This window comes from Cyanobium sp. BA20m-p-22, assembly GCF_024346275.1.
Classification (GTDB): Bacteria; Cyanobacteriota; Cyanobacteriia; order PCC-6307; family Cyanobiaceae; genus Cyanobium_A.
Genome location: NZ_JAGQCQ010000005.1, coordinates 11,348 through 33,369 on the forward strand (window position 1 = coordinate 11,348; position 22,022 = coordinate 33,369).

Sequence of the window (22,022 nt, forward strand, 5' to 3'; positions counted from 1 at the left end):
TTGCTGCTGCTGGGCTGTGGCACGATCAACGCTCCGATCCTGGCCTGGCTGCCGTGAGCGAATCACCCCGGTACCAACCCCAGGCCCTTGAAGCCCATTGGCAGCGTCAATGGAGCGACTCCGGCCTGCACGCCACCGAAGAGGACGCTGCAGCTGGTGAGTCTTTCTATGCCCTTTCGATGTTTCCCTACCCGTCGGGGAACCTGCACATGGGCCATGTGCGCAACTACGTCATCACTGATGTAATCGCCAGAGTTCAGCGGATGCGGGGCCAGCGGGTGCTGCATCCGATGGGATGGGATGCCTTCGGGCTGCCGGCGGAAAATGCCGCCATCGAAAGGGGCATTGACCCCGGCCTCTGGACAGACCAGAACATCGCGTCAATGCGAGCCCAGCTGCAGCGGCTGGGCCTGTCGATCGACTGGGACCGAGAAATCGCCACCTGTCACAGCGACTACTACCAATGGACCCAGTGGCTATTTCTCCAATTCCTAGAGGCGGGCCTGGCATACCAGAAGGATGCCACCGTGAATTGGGACCCGATCGACCAGACCGTTCTGGCCAATGAACAGGTGGACAGCGCTGGCCGCTCCTGGCGCTCTGGAGCTCTGGTGGAAAAGCGCAAGCTGCGCCAATGGTTTCTAAAGATCACTGCCTACGCTGACCAGCTGCTCGAGGATCTCGCCAAGCTCGATGGCTGGCCGGAGCGGGTGCGCACCATGCAGGCCAACTGGATTGGCCGCAGCACGGGGGCAGAGCTGCAGTTTGAGGTGGTGGACGGGGACGGCCGACCCAGCGGCAGCAAGATTGCGATCTTCACCACCAGGCCAGACACTATTTATGGAGCCACCTACCTGGTGCTCGCTCCTGAGAACCCCCTGGTGCCAGACCTGACTGCGGTCGCTCAGCAGTTGCCGGTGCAGGCCTTTTGCAACTTGGTGAGTCGCCAGAGCGAGCAGGAACGCACTGCCGAGGACAAACCGAAGCGGGGTGTGGCCCTTGGTTCCCAGGTTCGCAACCCCGCCAGCGGGGAGTTGATGCCGATCTGGATCGCCGACTACGTGCTGGCTGACTACGGCACGGGGGCGGTCATGGGCGTACCTGCCCACGACCAGAGGGACTTTGTCTTTGCCCGCCAATACGAACTGCCGGTGCGGCAGGTGATCATCCCCGAGGGCAGCGATGAGCACGCCTACGGGGGTGGAGTTTGGAGCGAAGCCGGCGTGCTGATCCATTCCGGCCGCTTCAGTGGCCTGGCCAGCGGCGCCGCCAAAACAGCGATCACCACAGCGGCAGCGCAGGAGGGCTGGGGAGAGGCGCGCACCAGTTACCGGCTGCGGGACTGGCTGATTTCACGACAGCGCTACTGGGGCTGCCCAATTCCGGTGATCCATTGCCAAGCCTGTGGCACCGTGGCTGTTCCAGCTGAGCAGCTGCCGGTCAAGCTGCCCGAAGGTGCCAGTTTGGCCGCGAAGGGAGGTTCGCCCCTGGCCCAGCTGGAGAGCTGGTGGAAGGTGGATTGCCCCCGCTGCGGCAAACCGGCTCGGCGGGAAACGGACACCATGGACACTTTTATGTGTTCCAGCTGGTATTTCCTTCGCTATAGCGATCCCCACAACACAAATTTGCCATTTAATCGTGAACTGGTTGATCGCTGGCTTCCCGTTGATCAGTATGTCGGCGGAATCGAGCACGCAATCTTGCACCTCCTATACGCCCGCTTTTTTACCAAAGTTTTGCGCGATCGTGGTTTGCTGGGCTTTGATGAACCCTTCAAACGCCTCCTGACCCAGGGAATGGTCCAGGCAATCACCTACAAAAACCCCCACAGTGGTAAGTACATCGCCCCTGCGGATGTGGCCGATCCTAGCGATCCCCGGGATCCGGTAAGTGGCGAAGGGCTTGTCACTTTCTACGAAAAGATGTCGAAATCGAAATACAATGGTGTCGATCCGGCCCAGGTGATCGAAAGATACGGCGCCGACACTGCCCGCATGTTCATCCTGTTCAAAGCGCCACCGGAGAAGGACCTGGAATGGGATGATGCCGACGTGGAGGGGCAGTATCGCTTTTTAAATAGGATCTGGCGTCTGGTGGACGGCGCCTGTGAACGTGGCCTCCAGCTGGAGCTCGAGCCTCAGGCCATAGACCGCAGCAACCTATCGGCTCCAGAAGTGGAGCTGCGCAGAGCCGTGCATACGGCGATCACGGCGATTAGCGAAGACCTCAGCGGTGACTATCAATTCAATACCGCCATTTCGGAGTTGATGAAGCTCAGCAACGCTATGGCTACCCATTTGGAATCTTCCTCCAGGCCGGTGGCCTGTGAAGCCCTTGCCAACTTGATGATTCTGCTTGCACCCTTTGCCCCTCACCTGGCCGAAGAGCTCTGGGTGCGCCTGGGGGCAAACCCTGCTGGCACCAACAGCATTCACCGGCAAGCCTGGCCCAGCGTCGATGGGGATGCCCTCAGCAAAGAGACGATCCCGGTGGTGATCCAGGTGAAGGGCAAGGTGCGGGGCAGTCTTCAGGTGCCCGCTGATGTGGATCAGGCAACGCTTGAAATGCTGGCTTTACAAAGTGAGATTGCAGTCAAATGGCTGGAAGGAAAGCCTCCCAGCCGCGTGATCGTGGTGCCTGGCAGATTGGTCAATTTGGTTCCCTGAAGGCTCCAGCTAGAAGGCTCAGAACCATTCGGCCAGCTCAGCCTCCTCCGCAGTGTTTACATTGGCTTCGGGCGTGGTGCGGTTGAAGTTCAGCGTTATGTGCCTGGTCTGTTCCCCATCTGCCGCAACTGCCGTAATCGGATAGAGCTGTTGGCCATCCCGAAACGGTACCTGGATGCGGAAGGTGCCGTCTTCAGCCAGGGGTACTATTTCATCGCCAATTCTCAAGGTGGCGGCTGGATCGGTGGCGCCATAAACGACCAACTCAGCATCGGCAACCAGCCAGAAGGATCTGGGGCGGGCTGCCACAAGTCCAGCTCCAGATTCACTGCGCCCACTTGCCCATCTGCCAACGCCTGAAGCATGCAGGCCCTGGTCATTCAGGGAAAATGAATTGGTGGTGTGGAAGGCCTCAGATCCCCTACCCAGGGTGCGGCTGGTTGAGGTGGCAACCTGATAGATCCGCTCATGGATGCCTGCGGTGGCAGCGGGTACGGAGAAATTCTCACCTGAAACTGGAGCCATCGCATCGAGGCTGAATGGCACAAACTGGTCCAGCACCTGCTCGCTGGGGTGGAGGGCTGGTACGCGGGCCACTCCGGAGAAGGCAAGGGAGCGCCAGCTGGAGCCTGCCACGCGATAGCCAAGCTCCACCCGGTAATCGCGGTCACTGAGGGGCACCGGCAGATACCACTCGGTGGCATGGCTGTTGACAACCACTTCCATCAGGGTGTGCTGGTGGGCCGCTCCGCCGCCCAGGCCCGTTACATCGGCTACTCGCAACACCAGCTGGGTCGAGCCGTCGGCCATGGCCTGCCTCCGGTCAACGTCCGAGAGCTCCCAAAACACATAGGCCCACTGGGGATCACGGGGGAGGAATACAACTGTCGTCTGCAGCTCCGGGCGGGGAGCGGGCACCATCTCGGCCTCAATCGAACGTAGTTGCTCGGGTTGGTCCTGTGAGTCGGCCCCGGCGTCTGATCTGCGTTGAATGGCGCTCAGCAACTGGTCCTTGAGCATGCGGCTGTAGCGGCCGATGCCCAGGTCACTGGCCATCTGGCGCAGCTGGCGCAGGCTCAGCTGGCCAATGTCAAAGCCTTCGGCTTCGTTTTGATTGGATAGGGGAAAGCCTGACGTCACCATGACGGACTCGCTGGAAGGTCTCGGACAAGGATCCCGCCTATTCCCTTAACTTTCGAGGGTCTGTCAGCAGTTCCCAACCGGTCTCGGCTGCGACCCTGCCATCGGCTCGGGGCCAATAGTGCCCCACCTTTCCTGCCCGATGGGGGTTCTTGGCCCCCTGGGCCTAGTTGCCCCCAATGTCAGCGGGATCAGATGGTTTGGCCGTTGCCGTAGGCAATCACGCAGGCTGCGTTGAGCAGGTTCGCGTTGGCGGCGGTGGCAGGGGCGCCGTTGAGGATTCCCTGGCGGCAGTTGCCGCTGGCGGCCTGGCTGAGGGCGCCGTTGGTCCAGGTGAAGCTGACGGAATCGGGCTCGATCGCCTTCACTGAGGCGTAGTTGAGCTGGAAGCCTGTCTGCGGCACCACGATCACGGTGGACTGCTGGGCGGCGGCGGCGTTTACTGAGTTTGTGATGGCGGCTGCGCTGGCCATGCCCGCCACGCCCCAGGCCAGCGGAGCGGTGCCATACCAGCCATAGGGCCAGGGCCTGGTTGCCCAGTAGCCGCCTGTGGCCCAGCCCCCATGCCATACCCCGGCTCCATATGCCCCGGCAGCCGGCCTCACGCCGACACCGGCTGCACCCCAGCCGGCGCCAGGAAGTGCACCCGCTCCGGAGGCGGGAGTACCGATTCCGCCCGCGCCGACCCCGGCCCGGGGGGTGACGCCAGCCCCGGCAGCTCCAAAGCCGGTCCCCGGGCGAGCCCCTGCCCCCGAGCGGGCTCCGCCGACCCCCCCGGCACCGCCAAAGCCTCCGGCACCGCCCGGCCGTGCCTCAGCTGCCCAGGGCAGTAGCAGGAAAAGGGCTGTTGCAGCTGAGGCAGCCAGCAGGGTGGGGCGGAACACGCAGGTCATGGGGGAAGGCTTGGGCAGAGCTCCAGGGTGGTGGCTCCTTGCCTCACTTCTATCTGGTCCCACTGCTAGCCGCTGTCCCATTGGGTTGAAGGATTGCGAAGCTAGGCGGATGCAGCGTCGAAGCGGGCAGCCAGCACGGCATCGGCGCGGGTCAGCCCATCAACTTTATGGGTGTAGATCAGGGCCTCGGCGTGGCCCCAGCCCAGGGTGAACTCGGCGTGATGGCCCTCGGCTTCGCAGATCGCGCCTGCCCTGTTGACCCACTCGAGGGCCTGCTGGAAATCGGCGAAGGGCCAGGATTTCAGCAGGTGGTGGCCGTCCACCACCTGCCAGCCAGGCAGTTCCAGCATCAGGGCATCAAGCTCTGCTTGGCTCAGGGTGGGGGCGCCATCTCGACAGGGGATGCAGGTTTCCTGGGAAAGGGTCATAGGCCAAGCCTGGATGCAACCATCCCATCATGGCCGGCCTAGGTTGGTGACTCTCGGGCGGTGGAGATGCCTTACCCCGATTTCCCCATCCCCCAAGACGAGCTTGAGCGCCAGCGCGACCTCGAGCGGCAGGGAATCCTCAACCACCCTGGGGATGAACACTTTGACCGTCTGGTGCGGTTGACGGCCACCGTGCTGGAAACTCCGATTGCCCTGATCTCCCTGGTAGATGGGGAGAGGCAGTGGTTTCTGGCCCACCACGGCCTGGATGCAACCCAAACCCCAAGGCAAATGGCCTTCTGTGCCCACGCCATCGCCGGAGATGAACCGCTTGTCGTGCCCGATGCAAGACAGGATTCCCGTTTTTGCACTAACCCCCTGGTGACCGGCGATCCCTACGTGCGCTTTTATGCGGGTATACCCCTGCAGAGCAACCAGGGCCACAACCTAGGCACCCTCTGCGTCATTGACAGGCAGCCGCGCCACTTCAGCAACAACCAGGTGGCCCTGCTCGACGATCTCGCCAAATTGGTGCTGCGGGAGTTCGAGTTACGCCGATTGGCAACGGTGCAGCCGATCAGCGGATTTCCTACCCGCGCCAGCTTCCTAGAACAGGCTGAACCTGAACTCGTCCGGGCTCGCCAGGGGGACTCCCACCTCGCCCTGCTTGTAATCGAGCTTGACCACTTCAGCCAGCTTCGCCAACGCTGGGGCCAGCAGGCTTCCGACCAGGTCCTGCTCGATGTGGCGGCTCTGCTGAGCTCCCAGCTAAGCCCTCAGGACTTGGTGGGCCAGATAGACGAGCAGCAGTTCGCGCTGCTGATGGCCAATACCGATGTGGATGCAGCCCTGGAGCGCGCTGATGCAATCCGCTGCGGCATTAACGAATTGTCCGGGGTGTTTACAGCCAGCGGCCATCGCCTCGGGATCAGTGGGGGCTTGACCCAATTGGCGCTGGCTGATCAGGGTGCCCAAGACCTCTTGCACCGTGCTGAAAAGGCCCTGATACTTGCCCAGGGGAACGGTCAGAACCAGATCGCCAAACTGCTGGACAATGCACCCCTGCCAGCTGGCGATTTTCCGGAGCGACGAAACCGGGCTTAGCTGGGAGCATAGGGGCCAAACACGGTGGCACAGGCTGCTCCGCAGCGGCTTCCCAGGCAGATGGCCTCAGCCGCGGACCAACCTGCTGCCAGTCCAGCTGTCACCCCCGCGGCAAAGCTGTCGCCACAGCCGTAGCTATCAACCAAAAGTCCCGGCAGGGCCTGGGCTGGGTAGCGTCCCCCGGGCTCACTCCAGCCCCCGGCTGCCCCTTCGGTGGCAATGCGGAGACGGGGCGGCTGATGCAGTTCCCCTGGCTCCACCCGCTCGGCTGGATCGAGGGCACTGCCAATCAAGGCATCACAGCTGACCCCGCTGGCGGCGACCAGCGCCATGGACAACCGGGGCGTGACGGCGAGCAGCCCGGCCTGACGGCAGAGCTGCAGGCCGGGGGCGTCAGTTGCGGTGACGAAGACCCCATCACGGAGTGCCAAATCCGCCCAAGGCAGGGGGTCGCTGGCGTCGGGCTGAAGGCGCTGGCCGATAACGGTGATCGCTCGGTCGCCGGCTGGATCGACAAAACTCACGCCCCGCCTGGTGGGGGCGTCACGCCAGGCGACTTCCAGGTCGAGGCCGAGGGCCCGGAGCCTGGCCGCAGCCTGCTCGCCGATGCCATCCCTACCAAGCGCTGTGTAGAACTTGACCGGCAGGCGGCTAAGCCTCGCCAGCTGCACGGCAGCCACGGCTCCGCCACCTGCCGGCTCCTCCCGAAATGCCTGGGCCTGGCAGATCGAGCCCGGACCCGGCAGCTCTGCGACCGACAAAAAGCTGACCCACTCAACGTGACCAACCACCGCTAAGGAGAGGCCCTCCAGTGCGGAATCGAAGCCCATGGCAACCGGGCGGGGCCAATGTTGACTCGTTTAGTCTGCATGGCCGAGCCACCCACCCTTGCCAGCCATGCGCGCTGCTCCGCTCCATCTCGAAGCTGGCAGCGATGTGCGGCTCACACTCGAGCAGTTCGCCCGTCAAAGCAATGCCACCGGCTTTGTGCTGAGCGTGGTGGGCAACCTTTCCCGGGCAGCCTTTGCCTGTCCCGACCGGCCAGCGGCCACGATCATCTCCGGTGAGCTGGAGATAATCACCCTGCAGGGCACTATCAGCCCCAACAGTGTCCATTTGCACCTCAGCTTCTCTGATGCCGACTGTCAGGTTTGGGGCGGCCATTTGGAACCCGGCACCCTGGTATTGAGGGGGGCTGACCTTCTGGTGGGCCTGCTCGAAGAGGCGGCAAGACCGGCGCCCGGCCCCAGGGTGAAGATTGCAGTTCTTCCTGGCTGCCCCTATTCGATTCGGGCCCTGCGGATGCTTCGAACCCTGGCCATCCCCTACCTGGAAATTCCACCTGATGGGGCAGGCCCGGTTCCCCAGTTGTTCATTGATGGGGTGGCAATCGGTGGCTACGACGCCCTTGCCGAGCTCCATGGCCGTGGCGAGCTAGAAGCGCTTCGCCCCTAATCATTGCCGCTAGGGCGTTTACCTATGACATTGCGGCGCTGGATCGATCGGACTGGGCTGAATATCTTTATTCCATTTTTGATCCTGCTGATCCCCTGGGTTCAGGAGCTTATCGACCAGCTGTTCTATGGCGGTCAGTGGAATTTGCCGATGGCTCCTGGGGGTTCATTCCTGGGGGTCTTGACAGCCCCATTTAGCCATGGCGGTTTCGGCCATCTGCTGGCCAATTCACTCACCTTCCTACCCCTTTCCTGGTTGGTATTGCTGCGCGGACGCGGCGATTATCTGGCTGTCTGGCTGGGGGTCTATGCAGCGGCAATACCAGTGTGGTTGCTCTGGCCAGTTGGCAGCCATGGCCTCTCCGGAGTTGTATATGGATTACTCGGTTATTTGCTTTTAATCGGCTGGCTGGAGCGTCGCATCCTTTCACTAGTTCTTTCCCTTGCAGTGCTGCTGACCTACGCGGGGATTTTACCGAGCCTGCTACCGATCTTTTCGCCACCTGGGGTTAGTTGGATCGGCCACCTCAGCGGCTTTGTGGGCGGGATGCTGGCGGCCTGGGCCATGGCTCGCCAGAAGTTGCCCGATCCCAGGGTTTGACGATTGGTAGATCTGCTGCAGAAGTGCAGCAGATCTACCTACTGAAGCGCGAATGGTGTGCTTCGCCACAGACTTCGAGCCCACCATGGCCCAAGGTCATAGCGACACAGTTGCGCCCATGGATGGAAATCTGTCATTACTCCAACCTTTGTCATTACCTAAATAAAAGTAAGTATTTGGTGATCTTAAAACTCATTCACGCAGATAAAGTTGTGCTTGAAAAGGTGCTCTTTCCCTTTGAGGAATGGTTTTTTGATGCCCCCGTTGAAGCCCATGTGGAGCTTTGGAGCAATGGCCTTTCTGGCGCAGAGCTGCTTGATCGATTTGAGGCTGGCTCCCTTGCCAACGCCATGTAGGGGGCCTATCCAGTCAGGGCAGTGCCGGCCTGATCGGCCTGGGAAAGCCGCTCGAGTACCAGTTGCAGATCGAGGTCGGTCAGTTCACCATTGGCTTGCCACTTCAGGCAGGTGCGGCCAAGGCAATTGAGCTGGGTCGGTACCAGGCTTTCTGGCCAGGGCTTTTGCTGGCTTGGGCGGTGAGATGGGTTGCCCATGGAGCTGGTGATATCCGCTTTATCTATTATCAGCATTTAGTCACTGCCCCGGATGCCCCCATCCGGGGGGGATTGGCACCATTTCTGCATCCCTCTCCTGTTACGGCCGCTGCCTTTGCTGGCCAGTCTGGGCAGAATGGCCCGATCCATCTCCAGTCAAAAACCCATGGCCAGTGCCCATGATCGTCAGCTCGACCTGCTCAGGATCGTCTGCTGCGTGGCCTGGGCTGACGGGGAGGTCTCTGGGGAGGAAAGGCGGCTACTCGAAAAACTTGAAGCCCGCTATTTCAGGGCTGGGCAGGAAACTGGCGGCAGTTCTGTTACCAGCCAACTGGCCTCCTGGAGCCAGAACGGATTGAAGCTTGAAGAGCTGATCGATCGACTTGATTCTGTGGAGGACCGGCTGCTGGCGGTGAAACTGGCAAACATGGTTGCCCGGGTAAGCAAGCGTGCCGAAGACACTGACTTGATCAACCCACAGGAAAAGGCCCTCTATCGAGGGCTTGTGGAGGGTCTGGGCCTCAGTGAGAGCCAGATCCAGGAGGCCGAATGGGCCGCCGAACAGGAATTGGCAAGCGGCCGCAATGTTTGGAGCCTGATAGGTGACGCCCTCTCTGGGCTGGGGGCCTGGCCCAGCTCTGAGATGCTGGAGAAACCCGGCATCCAATGGCTCTGAACGCCCCCAGGCCGATCAGGTAGCCCCTGGGGGATGGGGGGTCTGCCATTTGCCCAGGGCTTCGAGTAGGGAAAGGCCGTAGCGATCCAGCTTGACCTGGCCCACTCCGCCTATCTGGCCAAGCTCCTCCAGGCAGCCTGGCCGCCGTTGTGCCACCTCCACCAGGGTGCGGTCATGGAAGACCACATAGGGGGGGACCCCCTGGTTGCTGGCCTGCTGCTTGCGCCAGGCCTTGAGCTGGTTCAGCAGCTCGCTATCGCCAGGCTCGAGGAAGGCCGGTGCGATCCCCCTTGTGCTGTCGACTTGGCGACCCCGGCTGCGCTCCCGGCTGGTTGGCGGCGGCAGGCGCAACTCCAGCCTCTCGTCACCCCGCAATAGGCGCTTGACCCGCTCTCCCTCTGCGAAGGCCAGGGCGCCGTAGCGTTCCGGGTCAGCGCGGAGCAAATTCACCGCCACCAGCTGTCGAAACAGGCTGCGCCACTGGCCGCGATCCAGCTCCTTGCCAACGCCATACACGCTCAGATTGGCATGGCCCAGCTCCCTGATCCGTGCCGTATCAGCGCCGAGCAGTACATCGGTCAGATGGGCCGCCCCGAAGCGACTTTCGCAGCGATAGACGGCGGAGAGCGCCTTGCGGGCAGCTTCGGTGACATCCACTGCCGTTGACGGTTCCAGGCAGATGTCGCAGTTGCCGCAGGGTTCTGCCAACACCTCACCCAGGTGCTGTAGGAGCAGCTGGCGTCTGCAGGTACCAGCCTCCGTGAAGCCAATTAGGGCATCCAGCTTGCCGTGTTCAACACGCTTCTGGGCTGGCTCGGCATCGGATTCGTCAATGAACCGTCTCAACTGGGGCACATCCCCGCTGCCATGAACCATCCAGGCGAGCGCCGGCAGGCCATCCCGGCCAGCCCGCCCCGTCTCCTGGTAATAGGCCTCCAGACTTTTGGGCAGGTCCAGATGGGCGACGAAGCGTACGTCCGGCTTGTCTATGCCCATGCCGAAGGCGATGGTGGCCACCACCACCACGCCACTCTCGCGGCGAAAGCGATCGAGGGCTGAGTGCCTCACCTCGGCATCCAGGCCGGCGTGATAGGCAACCGCGTCATAACCAGCCGAGCGGAGCTCGAGGGCGAAGCGGTCAACCCGGTTGCGCGACCTGGCGTACACAATTCCCGCCTCGCCCCGATGGTCGGCCAGGAGCGTTAGCAGCTGACGCCGGGGATTGTCCTTGTCGCGCAATATGTAGCGAATGTTGGGCCGATCGAAGCTGGCCAGAAATACGGCTCCCTGCTCCAGCTGGAGTCGTTTGCGGATCTCCTCCCTGGTGCGCGGATCGGCTGTGGCGGTGAGGGCCAGCCTGGGCACCGCCGGAAACTGCTCGGCCAACACGGCCAGTTGCAGGTATTCCGGTCGAAAATCATGGCCCCACTGGGAGACACAATGGGCCTCATCAATTGCAAATAGGGCCAGGGAAAGCTTGGCCAGGCGCCCCAGGGTGTTGCCTGAGAGCAGGCGCTCAGGGGATAGGTAGAGGAGGTCGAGTTGGCCAGCTTCGATGGCACTCCAGCTGGCCCGGGTTTCGGCGGCGGAACATCCCGAGTGGATTGCCGCCGCTCGCACACCCGCCTGGAGAAGGGCCTCCACCTGGTCTTGCATCAGGGCGATCAGGGGTGAGACCACCACCGCAAGGCCAGCTCGACACAGGGCTGGGATCTGGTAGCAAAGGGACTTCCCGCCGCCAGTTGGCATCAACACCAGGGCTGACCCACCGGCCACCACGTGTTCGACGATCGCCTGCTGGGGCCCGCGGAAAGCGCCGTATCCAAAGACCTGACGCAACACCTGTTGCGGAGACGGCAGGGCCTCCGGGTTCGGCATCGACATCGGGGCGGCCCTACTCAGGCCCTGCCGAAGCTCATCGCCGCTGGTTGGGACCAATCGCCGCTGGCCTGGTAACCCCTTGGATTGGCGCAGAGATGGCGCAGGATCCAGAACAGGGGTTCGGGGCTACTGGTGCCGAGGGCCTGCTGCAGCTCCAGCAGGCTGCGGGTTTTGCCATCACCCAGCAGGGCTTCTAACCGCTCCTGAAGGCCAAGAATCTCAGCGGCTGCCTTTTTGCCTGCTTCCACCCCAGGCTGGTCGTAGGCATTGACATTGACCAGCTCGGCATAGAGGCCCACGGCTCGCTCGAACAGGGCGATTAGGGCGCCCAACGCCCTTGCATCGAAGCGGCGCAGGGTGATCGACATGCTCTGGCGCCCCCCTTCCATCAGGGCGGAGCGGGTGCCCTGGAGGAAACCGTCGAGGAAGTCGCCTGGAATTTCATCGCCGATCGGGGCTATGTCGCTGGGTTCCTCGAGGGCTTCAATGAAGGTCACAAAGAAGTTGTCAACGCCATCCCGCAGCTGTTGCACATAGGCGTGCTGGTCCGTGGAACCCTTGTTGCCGTAGACGGCGATGCCCTGGTGGACAACGTTGCCACTGCGATCGAGTTTCTTGCCCAGGCTCTCCATCACCAGTTGCTGGAGGTAGCGACTGAACACTTCGAGCCGGTCCCGGTAGGGCAGGACCACCATGTCCCTTTTGCCCTCGCCATGGCCTGCCACATACCAGGAGGCGGCCATCAGGGCTGCCGGATTGCGGCGCAGGTCGGCCACCCGGGTGACGCAATCCATCTGGGCCGCTCCTGCCAGGAAGCCGCGTATGTCTGCCCCAATCAGGGCGCCGGGCAGTAGGCCTACCGCACTGGTGATGCTCGTGCGCCCTCCCACCCAATCGAACATGTCGAAGCGGCGCAACCACTCCCCGGAAACGGCCAGTTTGTCGAGCTTGCTATCCAACATGGTCACGGCCACGGCCTGAGCAGCCCATTGGCCACCGCGGGCCTCAAGCCTTGCCTGGGCCTGCTCCATGCTGATGTGGGGCTCGGGAGTGCCACCCGACTTACTAACCACCACTACCAAGGTGGTACTTAGGTGGCTGTCGAGGGAAGCCAGGGTGCGGCTCATCCCCGCCGGATCGACGTTGTCAAAGAAGTGAAAGGGCAGTCCGACGCCTGCGTCCTGCAGGGCCCTGACCATCAGCAGGGGTCCCAGCCCCGAGCCGCCGATACCGATCCAGAGCACGTCGGTGAATGGCTGGCCGTTGGGGGCCAGGAGGCTGCCCTCCAAAATGGCCTTGCCGAAGGCTTCGATCCGCTCCAGCTCAGCCTGAATGTGCTGGCTGATTGCTGCTTCCGGAGCCAGCTCAGGCTTGCGCAGCCAATAGTGGCCGACCTGCCTCTGTTCATCAGCATTGGCTATGGCCCCTGCCTCCAGGGCAACCATGGCTGCAAAGGCCTGGTCGAAGCGGGGGGAAAGGCTGTCGAGGTCCGCCTGGCCGATAGCCATGCGACTGACGTCCAGCCAGATACCGAGGTCGGCTTCGTACCAGAGCAGCTCGCAGAACCGCTGCCACTGGGTTTCGGCACTGGAGCCATTGAAATTGGCGAGCATGGCGTTGCGGCTCAAGCCGCTCACGATGCCAAAACTTAGGGCTGACCCTCCCCCAACACCAAACCATGGGCCGGAGTTGGGACCGTTCCGTTGCAACTTAGGGGCTTAGGGAAATTGCATATGATCGGTTTACTTCAATTGGTTACGGGTGCGATTAGGCAGGCCCCCCCATCGGCGTCGCTTCGGCCTGGTCGCCCTTCTGGTTGGCCTGGCTGCCATCCCCTTTGCGGTCACCCCCAGCCGCCAGCTGCTGCTGCTCGACCCAGGCCTCAGCGGCAGCATTAGCACCCCTGTAGGGGAGGGCGAAGCCTACGATCCACTGCGGTTTTCAGCGGCCGAGCTGCTCGAGTTGAAGCGTCGCTTTGGCGTGCATGGCCCCCAGCCCCGCCTGGCCCAGCTCTTCACCAGCGGCATTGACCAACTGGAGCCCTTGCGCACCCACACCCTCGGGCGGATTGCCGATCTGCGGCCGCTGATCATCGCCGAGTGCCGCCGCCAGCGGGTCAATCCGATGTTGGTTGCTGCCGTGCTGTTCGACGAAATGCGCCATGCCAAGCCCGGCGAGGACATTCCGCTGGCGGCCCATTCCGGCCTGTTCAGCACCCACGGCCCGGCCCAGCTAGGGCTTGGCGAGCTGGTCCACCAGGGGCTGCTCAAAGAGAATGCAACTGAGGCAGAAATCAGCCAGGCCCGCACTGAGCTGCTGGATCCGCAGCGGAACGTTATTTTGCTAGTGGGCAAATTCGCGCGCCTGAGCCGCGAACTCAACCTGCCCCAGCGGACCCTTGAGGCCAGCAGCAGCCAGCGGGACGCCAAGGCCCTCGCCACCCTTGCCTACCTGCACAACGGCAAGCTGGACTATCCAAGACGCATCCTGCGCACGATGCAGGACCCCGAGCTTCACGCCCTGCTGTACGCCAGCCGCAAGCAACCCCCTGCCCCATTGATCTGAACCAATACTTCACCGTTCCCAGATTCAACGCTCCAAGCTTTAACGCCTACAGAGCAGGCCGAGGTTCTGAAGCCGCTGCTGCAGGGCCTGCCAGTTGAAACTACGGGGGTCCGCCCGCTCGCCCCCGAGATCCACGGCCCGGTGGGTGGTGATGTTTTCGGCGGGGATCCCATAGCGCCGCATCCAGCTGGCCAGCTGGGCGGCGAGGGCGTCGTACTGGGCGGCGGAATAGCCACTGTGGGATGGGTCGCTGTCCTCCCCGTCGAGGGGCGTTTCCAGGCTGATGTGCAGGGCGAAATTGTTGACCGAACCGCCCACCTTCGCATTGGTCTTTACCCAGCGACCATTGAAGGCGGAATTGCCCGCACCAAAGGCCCGCTTGGCTGGATCGAGCACCTGCACGACCGCCCCATCCTCTCCAATAAGGCTGTGGTAGCTCACCTGGTCCTCATCGCGGGGATGGGGGGTAGTGAAGGTGTTAATGGCCGATCCGATCCCGTAGACCGTCTCGTGTAAAACGACCAACTGAGGTGTGGGGTCAACCGGGTTGCCGTAGGCATCAAGGCTGAACCGTTCGCCGTAATTGGTCGGGTGAATTCGCACCTGTACTGGCGAGGTCTCCACCTGGCCCACCAGCTGTTGCAGCTTCTTGGCCTGTCCGGGATCCGTTATCGCGCAGCTGGAGCGCAGGGGGGACTGCCAGCTGGGATGGGGCGGGGGCCCTGGGGCCCTCCTGCGTCCCGGCTCAGGGGAGGCTGGGGGTTGGCGCATCTCCTCCAGCAGTTCAAGCAGGCTGGGATTGGCGCTGCGCTCCCCCGTCTGGGGAGTCATGTCACGGGCCAGCCAGCCCAGGCCGCCTAGTAACACCAAGCCAGCTGCTGAAATGCAAACCAACAGGGGCCTGGGCACGGATCTCACGGCGCTTCCAGGGTCAACCAACGACGACGTTGCTGCGCCATGGTCTCAGTCCCATCAGGGTCTAGCAAGAGGCTCCAAGCCACCGGGGCGGCTGGATCCGGGGTGAGGGTGGTCGTGCGTACAATTCCATCGCGACTGAACAGCAGTTGACGGGCCCGCGGAGGTTCCCCAGCCCTCACCATCGCCAGGGCATCCTCTGGGGTTTGCAGCCTGATCCCATCGAGGGCCAACCATTCATCCCCAACAGTCAGGCCAGCCCGGGCGGCCGGCCCATCCCGTTGCACCCCCACGGCGCAGGGAGCACCCGTGCCTGAATCCAGCCGGCAGCCGAGCTCCTGGCTGGCGCCCAGCGTGACCTTCAGGGCCAGGCCCACATCGGCCAGGTAGGTGGCCAGGGGCGGGTCCCCATCGCCGGCCAACCAGGTGGGTAGCAGTTCGGCCAGATCGGGAGCATGGCGGGCAAATGCTGCGATCAGGTCGGCCTCCCGGTAGCCCCGCCCCACAGCACCGTGGCTGCTCCAGAGCTCCCGCAGCAGCAGGGGCAGGCAGCTGCCGGCGCGGCGCAGGTGCAGATCTAGAACCAGCGCCAGTACCGCACCCTTGAGGTAGTAACTGATCTGACTGTTGGCGGAATAGGCATCGGGTCGATAGAGCTTCACCCAGGCCTCCTCACTGCTGGCACGCAGGCTCTGGATGCGGCGGCCCGGGCTCAGCAGATAGCGGCTCAGGTCTGCGCCCAGATCCTCGATGACCTCCGCTTCGGTACAGCAACCGGCACTGAGCGGCAGCAGCTGGTCGACATAGCTGGTGATGCCTTCGGCAAACCAGAGACTGGGCACTACCACGGCCTGGTCGTAGCGGTAGGGAGTGAGTTCGGCGGGCCTCAGCCGGCGCACGTTCCACTGGTGCAGGTATTCATGGGCGGCCAACTGCAACAACTTGCGGCGCCCCTCAGGCCGGGCTAGGGCGCGGCGACCGAACTGCAGCACCGTGCTCAGGTCATGTTCCAGGCCGCCATAGCCAGCGTCGCTGAGATGGAGCACAAATAGGTAGTGGGCGGCGGCAGGGCGCTCCACGCCCATCAGACGGCAGCAGGCCAGGCAGACCGATTCGAGATGTTTGAGCCAGTGGGGATCGCTCTCAACCAGTTCGCAGCCCTCCAGCACCGGGCCCCAGCTCACCCAGCGGTGGGGCACACCGGCAACACTGAAGTAGTGGCAGCGGTGCGGCCCCACCTCGATCGGCGTATCGACCAGCTGGTCGAAGTTCGGCGCTAGCCAGCCGCCGCCCGGATCCTCGGCCAGGGGCACGAAGGCATGCCAACTCGGCGGCAGATTGAGCTGGAGCCGATGACAGGACCAGCGCTCCCCCTCCAGCTCCAGGGCCACGGCCGCAAGTGCCAGGAAGCCATGCTCGCCGTTGAGGTGGCAGGTACGCACCGTCAACTCTGCCGCCAGGAGCGTATAGCTGATCTCGATGGGCTCGAGGCTGGACAATTCCAGCTGCCAGCTACTGGGCGTAAGCCTCCTGATCGGCAGGATGGCCCCTCCCTCCCCGCCCTGCCTAACTTCAAGCCCCTCCAGCTGGCGTACGTAGTCGCGGATCAGGTAGGAGCCTGGCGTCCAGCTGGGCAGGGAGAAAACCAGCCTGCCCTGTCGTGGCCGATGGCTGATCCGGACCCGCACCAGGTGCTGGTGGCAGGCGGTGAGATCGAGATTCAGCTCAGGCACGGCAGGGCTCCAGGCGGGGCGGGGCTCAGGTGCTCATGCTCACTTGAGTGCTGGCGCAGAGGGTAGAGGCATGCCGCAGGGCCATCACAGCTGCGTAGCGGCGGGTGATGCGGCCCAGCAGCTGCTGCAACTCCTGGGCGCGGCTGAGCCGCTGCAGGTCTGCCACCAGGGCAAGGGAGCCATCGCCCTGGCGCATCCAGCCCAGTCTCTCCCCGCCAGCCAGGCACACCTGCAACAGCACCGGTTTTGCCTCGCCTGCAAATCCCGGAACCTCTCCACCCCACTGGGGCGAGAGCTTCAGGGCCTCCAGGCTGGCGGCAAGTCCCTCGGCATCGCGCAGCACGGTTGGCAGGATGGTGAGGTGGGACAAGGCTCAATGACCGCTTACTTAGAACCTAGCGATCATGGACAGGCAGTCCAGTGGCCGTTGCCACCGGATGGGGTTCTTGCCCCAATGCCCCTGCGGCTGGGGGTGATGGCCTCCGGCGCCGGGAGCAATTTCGAGGCGTTGGTTGATTGTTTCCGTCACGGCAGTCTTTGCGGTGAGGTGGCGCTGCTGGTTGTGAATAATCGCGATTGCGGTGCCCAGAGGCGGGCCGAACGGCTCGGCATTCCTTGGGAACTGCACGACCACCGGCTCCAGCCAAACCGTGAACAACTCGATCAGGCCCTGGTGCAGGCCTTCAGGACCGCCTCGGTGGATCTGGTGGTGATGGCTGGCTGGATGCGGGTTGTCACCCCGATCCTTATTGGCGCCTTCCCCAACCGGCTGATCAACATTCACCCCTCCCTGTTGCCGAGCTTTCGCGGCCTCGATGCGGTGGGCCAGGCCCTAGCGGCGGGAGTCACCCTGGCTGGCTGCACGGCCCACCTGGTCAGCGAGGAGGTGGATGCGGGCCGCATCCTCGTGCAGGCGGCCGTGCCCGTTCTCAGTGGCGATGATCACGCCAGCCTCAGCAGGCGCATCCAGGTGCAGGAGCACCGGATCCTGCCCCTGGCGGTAGCCCTCGCCGCTCAGGGGTAAAAGGGCAGCAGCGGTAGCCCGGTGGTGGCTTCCAGGCCTGCCATCAGGTTGAGACACTGCACCCCCTGGCCCGCCTGGCCCTTGATCAGGTTGTCGATGGCGACCATCACGATCAGCTGGTCGGTGCGGGGATCGAGCTGGACAGAGAGCAGGGCCCTGTTGGTCTGACGCACCCACTTGGTGGAGGGATAGGTGCCAACGGGCAACACCTCAACGCAGGGGGCCTGGCGATAGGCCGAGGCCAGCAGGGTGGCGCAGTCTTCGGCGGTCAGCCCCGGGTCGCGCAGGCGGCAATAGATCGTGGCCAGCAGTCCCCGCACCATCGGCATCAGGTGGGGGGTGAACTGCAGCTGGATCTCATGGCCCGCCACCCGGGTAGCTAGCTGCTCGATTTCGCTGGTGTGGCGATGGCCCACCACGCCATAGGGCGAAACCGCTTCGGAGCATTCGGCCAGCAGCAGGTGCTCCTTGGCTGCCCGACCACCACCGGAGGTACCGGTTTTGGCGTCGATCACGATGCCCCTGGTGTCGATCAGACCCTGCTTGAGAAAGGGCAATAGACCCAGCAGGGAGGCGGTGGGGAAGCAGCCCGGAGCGGCAACCAAGCGGGCGCTACGAATCAGCTCCGCCTGCCATTCCGGCAGGCCATAGACAGCCTCGGCACAGAGGTGGGCATCTGCGCGGGGGAGCTGCCCCGCCTCCCCTGCATACACCTCCTGCCACTTGGCCAGGGAGCTGTAGCGATAGTCGGCAGAGAGATCCACCACCCGCACCCCCCGCTCCAGCAGGGGAGGCACCAACTTGGCTGCTAACCCATTCGGTAAACTGAGCACGGCGAAATCAGCCTGCTCTGCGATGGCTGCTGGATCCGGGGTCTGAACCACCGGGTCCCCTGCCAGGGGTAGAAACGGCACAAGTTCACTCCAGCGTTTACCGCTGCTGCGCTCGCCACCTAAAAAACTGACCTCGAGCCCCGGGTGTTGGTGCAGTAGCCGCAGGGTCTGCAGACCGCCGTAGCCACTGGCACCGATCACCGCTACGCGCTTGTTGGCCATGGGGGGATAGGTGCGCGGATCGTTCCAGGATTTATAAAGGATGATTGCGCCAGGGCCCCGGGCCCCACCGGCACGCCCTTGACCCTCCTGCGCGACCAGCCCGTTTCGCCCCAATCCACCGGTTCCCTGGGCGATGGGATCCGCTTCGATTCAATTGCCGATGCCCTGGCGGCGATCCGCAACGGGGATTCGGTTGTGGTGGTGGACGATGAAAATCGGGAAAACGAGGGGGATCTGATCTGCGCAGCCCAGTTCGCCACCCCCGAGCAGATCAACTTCATGGCCACCGAGGCCCGGGGTCTGATCTGCCTGGCCATGGAGGGCGACCGTCTAGACGCCCTGGATCTGCCCTTGATGGTGGATCGCAACACCGACAGCAACCAGACGGCCTTCACGGTGAGCGTGGATGCGGGTCCGGAGAACGGCGTTAGCACCGGAATTTCCGCCGACGATCGCGCCCGCACCATCCAGGTGGCGATCCACCCCCACACCCGAGCCAGGGACCTGCGCCGTCCGGGCCACATATTTCCCCTGCGGGCCAAGCAGGGTGGCGTGCTCAAGCGCGCCGGTCACACCGAAGCCGCCATTGATCTGGCACGCCTGGCGGGCCTATACCCAGCCGGGGTGATCTGTGAGATCCAGAACAGCGATGGCTCCATGGCCCGGCTGCCCCAGCTGGCGGCCTACGCCCAGCGGCACGGATTGCGGCTCATAAGTATTGCCGACCTGATCGGCTACCGGCTCGATACCGAACGCTTCGTGCGCCGCCAGGCGGAGGCGGACCTGCCCAGCGACTTCGGCAGCTTCCGGGCCATCGGCTATCGCAACGAGCTCGATGGCAGCGAACATGTGGCGATCGTCAAAGGCCATCCAGCCCAGGCCCAGGGACCGGTGTTGGTGAGGGTCCATTCGGAGTGCCTTACCGGTGACGCCTTCGGCTCCCTGCGCTGTGACTGCCGCCCCCAACTCGAAGCCGCCCTGCGCATGGTTGAGGCGGCAGGTGAGGGCGTGGTGGTGTATCTGCGCCAGGAAGGGCGCGGCATTGGTCTGATCAACAAGCTGAAGGCCTATTCGCTTCAGGATGGCGGCCTGGACACTGTGGAGGCCAATGAGCGGTTGGGGTTTGCCGCTGACCTGCGCAACTACGGAGTTGGGGCCCAGATCCTCAGTGATCTGGGGGTGCAGCGCCTGCGCCTGATCACCAACAATCCGCGCAAGATCGCCGGCCTTGGTGGCTATGGCCTGCGGGTGGAAGATCGGGTGCCGCTGGTGATCGACCCCGGCAACTACAACGCCGCTTACCTGCAAACCAAGCGGATCAAGCTGGGACATCTGCTGGGGGAGGGTCCCTCCTGTCCCATCGCTGGGCCCACGGCCGTTTTGGCCTGGCATGGAATCGCAGCGGCATCGCTACCCCCAACGGCTGAGTCTTTAGTTGAGCAAATCGACCAACTTGAACATTGGGCGACCCAACTGGGCCTGCAGGTGAAGCTCGAGGAGCATCCCCGGCTACTGGCCCTGCTGGACCAGCCCCAGCTGGCCGTTGTGATCAGCGGTCTCGACCAAGCGAATACGGGAGTTGGCGCCGTTGCCGCAGCCCTGCAGCTGATGGGCGGCTGGCCCCTGACCCGTCAGCTCAGTTTGTTGCTGGCACCCGATAGCCAGCGCAGCAGCCACCCCAGTGCCGATCTTGAACCGGAACGGCGCCCCCTGGCCGAGTTGGGCTCCGGGCTGAGGGTTCAGCCTGGAGCCTTCCTGGTCTGGGCCTGAGCCTGCCGGTTATGAACTGGGGCGGCTGCGGGCCTCAGTCCTGGATCGTCAGCTTGTTGATACGGCTGCCAGTTTTGAGAGCCAGCACCACATCCATGTTGCCTGTGAGGCCAAACACGGTGTGGACGCCGTCAAGGTGGGGCTGGGCTCCGTGGCAGATATAAAACTGGGAGCCACCGGTGTTTTTGCCGGCATGGGCCATGGCCAGGGTGCCCGCCTGGTGCTTCTGACCATTGATCTCGCAGTCGATCTGGTAGCCCGGGCCGCCGGTGCCGGCGGTGCCACGGGCGCCCTCACGACTATTTGGGCAGCCCCCCTGGGCCATGAAACCGGGAATCACCCGATGGAAGGCCAGGCCGTCGTAGAAGCCCTCTTTGGCGAGCTTGGTGAAGTTGGCCACGGTTTTTGGCGCATCAACCTCGAAGAGTTCGAGTTCGATGCTGCCGGCATCCGTTTCCATCAGGGCTTTGGTCACGAGAAATGGGGGTAAACAGCGACTTTATGGGGTCGGCGGAAGCGGTTGCCACCACCCCCATGTTGAGAATGGAAGCCGATGACCGCTTTGCCGATGACCGTCTTGCCGACGACCAGCTCCAGCCCCGTCCCCCGCGCCGGCATCGATCTCAGCCGGGCTCGGATGGGAATCCTGGGGGGCAGCGGGCTGTACGGCATGGACGGCCTCGAAAACGTCCAGGAGTTGCGGATCGAGACCCCCTACGGCGATCCCTCGGCTGAGCTGCTGCTGGGGCGTATCGGCGAGCTGGAGGTGGTTTTCCTGGCCCGCCATGGTCGCCACCACAGCCTTAGCCCCACTGAGGTGCCCTATCGGGCCAACCTCTGGGCCCTTCGTTCCCTCGGGGTGCGCTGGATTCTCTCCCTCTCGGCGGTGGGTTCGCTGCAGGGGCAAATCCGGCCCCTGGACATGCTGGTGCCGGACCAATTCATTGACCGCACCCAGCAGCGGCCCACGACCCTGTTCGGGGATGGACTGGTGGCCCACGTGGGATTCGGGGATCCCTTCTGCCCGGCCCTGGCACGCCTGCTGGCCGATGTGGGTGAGAGCCTGATGCCAAAGGGCCACCAGCTGCATCGAGGTGGCACCTACCTCTGCATGGAGGGGCCCGCCTTTTCAACCCGGGCCGAATCGGAGCTCTACCGCTCCTGGGGATGTGCGGTGATCGGCATGACCAACCACACCGAAGCCCGCCTGGCCCGGGAGGCTGAAATCGCCTATGCCACCTTGGCGATGGTCACCGACTACGACTGCTGGCACCAGGACCATGCCTCGGTGACGATGGAGATGGTGATCGAGAATCTGGGCACCAATGCCGCGTTGGCCCAGCAGATCGTGAGGGTGGCAGCCGAGCGGGTGGCGGCCCAGCGGCCAACCAGCAGCGCCCATCACGCCCTGCGCAATGCCCTGATCACCCCGCCAGACCAGGTGCCTGCTGCCAGCCGCCGCAAGTTTGATCTGTTCACTGCGCCCTACTGGGGACCCTTCAACTGAGCAGCGCAGGCCTCCAGAACCTGCCTCAGACTGGGCCCATGCCGTTCCAGCTGGGTG

General features: G+C 63.6%; 22 protein-coding genes. 10 read left to right on the plus strand and 12 right to left on the minus strand.

Features of this window, described 5'->3' with window-relative positions; all coding sequences use genetic code 11:
* Positions 1–14 precede the first annotated feature (14 nt).
* Positions 15–2,666: a leucine--tRNA ligase gene (gene leuS, locus KBZ15_RS00845; protein ID WP_396123367.1), complete on the plus strand. Its 2,652-nt coding sequence runs from the start codon at positions 15–17 to the stop codon at positions 2,664–2,666.
* An 18-nt stretch (positions 2,667–2,684) separates the two neighbouring features.
* On the opposite strand, the gene KBZ15_RS00850 is transcribed toward leuS, so the two are convergent.
* The 3 genes from KBZ15_RS00850 to KBZ15_RS00860 form a co-directional block, all read right to left on the minus strand.
* The gene (locus KBZ15_RS00850; protein ID WP_255012637.1) at positions 2,685–3,809 is read right to left on the minus strand and encodes a DUF4912 domain-containing protein; all 1,125 of its coding nucleotides are present in this window, start codon (positions 3,807–3,809) and stop codon (positions 2,685–2,687) included.
* Positions 3,810–3,997: 188 nt separating this feature from the next.
* Positions 3,998–4,699, minus strand: coding sequence for a hypothetical protein (locus tag KBZ15_RS00855; protein WP_255012685.1), 702 nt, complete (start codon positions 4,697–4,699; stop codon positions 3,998–4,000).
* 101 nt (positions 4,700–4,800) lie between these two features.
* A complete protein-coding gene (locus KBZ15_RS00860; RefSeq protein ID WP_255012640.1) occupies positions 4,801–5,127 on the minus strand; it encodes a 4a-hydroxytetrahydrobiopterin dehydratase in 327 nt (108 codons plus the stop codon).
* A 66-nt stretch (positions 5,128–5,193) separates the two neighbouring features.
* Here KBZ15_RS00860 and KBZ15_RS00865 point away from each other — a divergent pair, with 66 nt between their 5' ends.
* Positions 5,194–6,231, plus strand: coding sequence for a sensor domain-containing diguanylate cyclase (locus KBZ15_RS00865; RefSeq protein WP_255012643.1), 1,038 nt, complete (start codon positions 5,194–5,196; stop codon positions 6,229–6,231).
* Here KBZ15_RS00865 and KBZ15_RS00870 read toward each other — a convergent pair.
* Complete coding sequence (locus tag KBZ15_RS00870; protein ID WP_255012645.1) at positions 6,228–7,061, minus strand: PfkB family carbohydrate kinase; 834 nt, start codon at positions 7,059–7,061, stop codon at positions 6,228–6,230. The two genes, KBZ15_RS00865 and KBZ15_RS00870, sit on opposite strands and share 4 nt — an antisense overlap.
* Before the next feature lie 67 nt (positions 7,062–7,128).
* Here KBZ15_RS00870 and KBZ15_RS00875 point away from each other — a divergent pair, with 67 nt between their 5' ends.
* The 3 genes from KBZ15_RS00875 to KBZ15_RS00885 all read left to right on the plus strand — a co-directional run bounded on the left by KBZ15_RS00875 (position 7,129) and on the right by KBZ15_RS00885 (position 8,642).
* Complete coding sequence (locus tag KBZ15_RS00875; protein ID WP_255012646.1) at positions 7,129–7,686, plus strand: PCC domain-containing protein; 558 nt, start codon at positions 7,129–7,131, stop codon at positions 7,684–7,686.
* Between the two features lie 180 nt (positions 7,687–7,866).
* On the plus strand, positions 7,867–8,286 hold the full coding sequence (locus KBZ15_RS00880) for a rhomboid family intramembrane serine protease (protein WP_396123364.1): 420 nt from the start codon (positions 7,867–7,869) through the stop codon (positions 8,284–8,286).
* Between the two features lie 23 nt (positions 8,287–8,309).
* Positions 8,310–8,642, plus strand: a complete 333-nt coding sequence (locus tag KBZ15_RS00885) for a DUF1830 domain-containing protein (RefSeq protein WP_255012650.1) — start codon at positions 8,310–8,312, stop codon at positions 8,640–8,642.
* A gap of 5 nt (positions 8,643–8,647) precedes the next feature.
* Here the strand turns inward: KBZ15_RS00885 and KBZ15_RS00890 are convergent, their stop codons facing one another.
* The gene (locus KBZ15_RS00890; RefSeq protein WP_255012652.1) at positions 8,648–8,839 is read right to left on the minus strand and encodes a hypothetical protein; all 192 of its coding nucleotides are present in this window, start codon (positions 8,837–8,839) and stop codon (positions 8,648–8,650) included.
* A gap of 166 nt (positions 8,840–9,005) precedes the next feature.
* Here KBZ15_RS00890 and KBZ15_RS00895 point away from each other — a divergent pair, with 166 nt between their 5' ends.
* The gene (locus KBZ15_RS00895; RefSeq protein WP_255012653.1) at positions 9,006–9,515 is read left to right on the plus strand and encodes a hypothetical protein; all 510 of its coding nucleotides are present in this window, start codon (positions 9,006–9,008) and stop codon (positions 9,513–9,515) included.
* A 15-nt stretch (positions 9,516–9,530) separates the two neighbouring features.
* Here the strand turns inward: KBZ15_RS00895 and recQ are convergent, their stop codons facing one another.
* Positions 9,531–11,399 (minus strand): DNA helicase RecQ, encoded by a 1,869-nt coding sequence (gene recQ, locus KBZ15_RS00900; RefSeq protein ID WP_255012655.1) that lies wholly within the window; start codon positions 11,397–11,399, stop codon positions 9,531–9,533.
* Positions 11,400–11,413: 14 nt separating this feature from the next.
* A complete protein-coding gene (locus tag KBZ15_RS00905; RefSeq protein ID WP_255012678.1) occupies positions 11,414–13,009 on the minus strand; it encodes a glucose-6-phosphate isomerase in 1,596 nt (531 codons plus the stop codon).
* A 148-nt stretch (positions 13,010–13,157) separates the two neighbouring features.
* On the opposite strand from KBZ15_RS00905, the gene KBZ15_RS00910 reads away from it, so the two are divergent.
* Positions 13,158–13,961, plus strand: a complete 804-nt coding sequence (locus KBZ15_RS00910) for a helicase DnaB (protein WP_396123365.1) — start codon at positions 13,158–13,160, stop codon at positions 13,959–13,961.
* A gap of 39 nt (positions 13,962–14,000) precedes the next feature.
* Here the strand turns inward: KBZ15_RS00910 and KBZ15_RS00915 are convergent, their stop codons facing one another.
* Genes KBZ15_RS00915 through KBZ15_RS00925 form a run of 3 tightly spaced genes read right to left on the minus strand, consistent with a single transcriptional unit; the run spans position 14,001 to position 16,979 of the window.
* Positions 14,001–14,879 carry an N-acetylmuramoyl-L-alanine amidase gene (locus KBZ15_RS00915; protein ID WP_255012658.1) on the minus strand — a complete coding sequence of 293 codons (879 nt, stop codon included), beginning with the start codon at positions 14,877–14,879 and terminating at the stop codon, positions 14,001–14,003.
* Positions 14,876–16,609 (minus strand): M61 family metallopeptidase, encoded by a 1,734-nt coding sequence (locus KBZ15_RS00920; protein WP_255012661.1) that lies wholly within the window; start codon positions 16,607–16,609, stop codon positions 14,876–14,878. Before KBZ15_RS00920 ends, KBZ15_RS00915 begins: the two co-directional genes overlap by 4 nt.
* 25 nt (positions 16,610–16,634) lie before the next feature.
* On the minus strand, positions 16,635–16,979 hold the full coding sequence (locus KBZ15_RS00925) for a DUF1257 domain-containing protein (RefSeq protein WP_255012664.1): 345 nt from the start codon (positions 16,977–16,979) through the stop codon (positions 16,635–16,637).
* A gap of 84 nt (positions 16,980–17,063) precedes the next feature.
* Between KBZ15_RS00925 and purN the strand changes: the two genes are divergently transcribed.
* Positions 17,064–17,633: a phosphoribosylglycinamide formyltransferase gene (purN, locus tag KBZ15_RS00930; RefSeq protein WP_254931264.1), complete on the plus strand. Its 570-nt coding sequence runs from the start codon at positions 17,064–17,066 to the stop codon at positions 17,631–17,633.
* On the opposite strand, the gene argC is transcribed toward purN, so the two are convergent.
* The gene (gene argC, locus KBZ15_RS00935) at positions 17,624–18,688 is read right to left on the minus strand and encodes an N-acetyl-gamma-glutamyl-phosphate reductase (protein ID WP_255012666.1); all 1,065 of its coding nucleotides are present in this window, start codon (positions 18,686–18,688) and stop codon (positions 17,624–17,626) included. The two genes, purN and argC, sit on opposite strands and share 10 nt — an antisense overlap.
* Before the next feature lie 78 nt (positions 18,689–18,766).
* Between argC and ribBA the strand changes: the two genes are divergently transcribed.
* Positions 18,767–20,458, plus strand: coding sequence for a bifunctional 3,4-dihydroxy-2-butanone-4-phosphate synthase/GTP cyclohydrolase II (gene ribBA / locus KBZ15_RS00940; RefSeq protein ID WP_396123366.1), 1,692 nt, complete (start codon positions 18,767–18,769; stop codon positions 20,456–20,458).
* A gap of 34 nt (positions 20,459–20,492) precedes the next feature.
* Here the strand turns inward: ribBA and KBZ15_RS00945 are convergent, their stop codons facing one another.
* Positions 20,493–20,933 carry a peptidylprolyl isomerase gene (locus tag KBZ15_RS00945; protein WP_197148916.1) on the minus strand — a complete coding sequence of 147 codons (441 nt, stop codon included), beginning with the start codon at positions 20,931–20,933 and terminating at the stop codon, positions 20,493–20,495.
* A gap of 93 nt (positions 20,934–21,026) precedes the next feature.
* On the opposite strand from KBZ15_RS00945, the gene mtnP reads away from it, so the two are divergent.
* Positions 21,027–21,965, plus strand: a complete 939-nt coding sequence (gene mtnP / locus KBZ15_RS00950) for an S-methyl-5'-thioadenosine phosphorylase (RefSeq protein ID WP_255012669.1) — start codon at positions 21,027–21,029, stop codon at positions 21,963–21,965.
* Positions 21,966–22,022: the final 57 nt, after the last annotated feature.

Coding starts and splice junctions, on each gene's coding strand:
- KBZ15_RS00850 (WP_255012637.1), bottom strand. CDS start 3,809: ATGGTGACGTCAGGCTTTCCCCTATCCAATCAAAACGAAGCCGAAGGC.
- KBZ15_RS00855 (WP_255012685.1), bottom strand. CDS start 4,699: ATGACCTGCGTGTTCCGCCCCACCCTGCTGGCTGCCTCAGCTGCAACA.
- KBZ15_RS00860 (WP_255012640.1), bottom strand. CDS start 5,127: ATGACCCTTTCCCAGGAAACCTGCATCCCCTGTCGAGATGGCGCCCCC.
- KBZ15_RS00865 (WP_255012643.1), top strand. CDS start 5,194: ATGCCTTACCCCGATTTCCCCATCCCCCAAGACGAGCTTGAGCGCCAG.
- KBZ15_RS00870 (WP_255012645.1), bottom strand. CDS start 7,061: ATGGGCTTCGATTCCGCACTGGAGGGCCTCTCCTTAGCGGTGGTTGGT.
- KBZ15_RS00875 (WP_255012646.1), top strand. CDS start 7,129: ATGCGCGCTGCTCCGCTCCATCTCGAAGCTGGCAGCGATGTGCGGCTC.
- KBZ15_RS00890 (WP_255012652.1), bottom strand. CDS start 8,839: ATGGGCAACCCATCTCACCGCCCAAGCCAGCAAAAGCCCTGGCCAGAA.
- KBZ15_RS00895 (WP_255012653.1), top strand. CDS start 9,006: ATGGCCAGTGCCCATGATCGTCAGCTCGACCTGCTCAGGATCGTCTGC.
- recQ (WP_255012655.1), bottom strand. CDS start 11,399: ATGTCGATGCCGAACCCGGAGGCCCTGCCGTCTCCGCAACAGGTGTTG.
- KBZ15_RS00905 (WP_255012678.1), bottom strand. CDS start 13,009: ATGCTCGCCAATTTCAATGGCTCCAGTGCCGAAACCCAGTGGCAGCGG.
- purN (WP_254931264.1), top strand. CDS start 17,064: ATGCCCCTGCGGCTGGGGGTGATGGCCTCCGGCGCCGGGAGCAATTTC.
- argC (WP_255012666.1), bottom strand. CDS start 18,688: ATGGCCAACAAGCGCGTAGCGGTGATCGGTGCCAGTGGCTACGGCGGT.
- mtnP (WP_255012669.1), top strand. CDS start 21,027: ATGACCGTCTTGCCGACGACCAGCTCCAGCCCCGTCCCCCGCGCCGGC.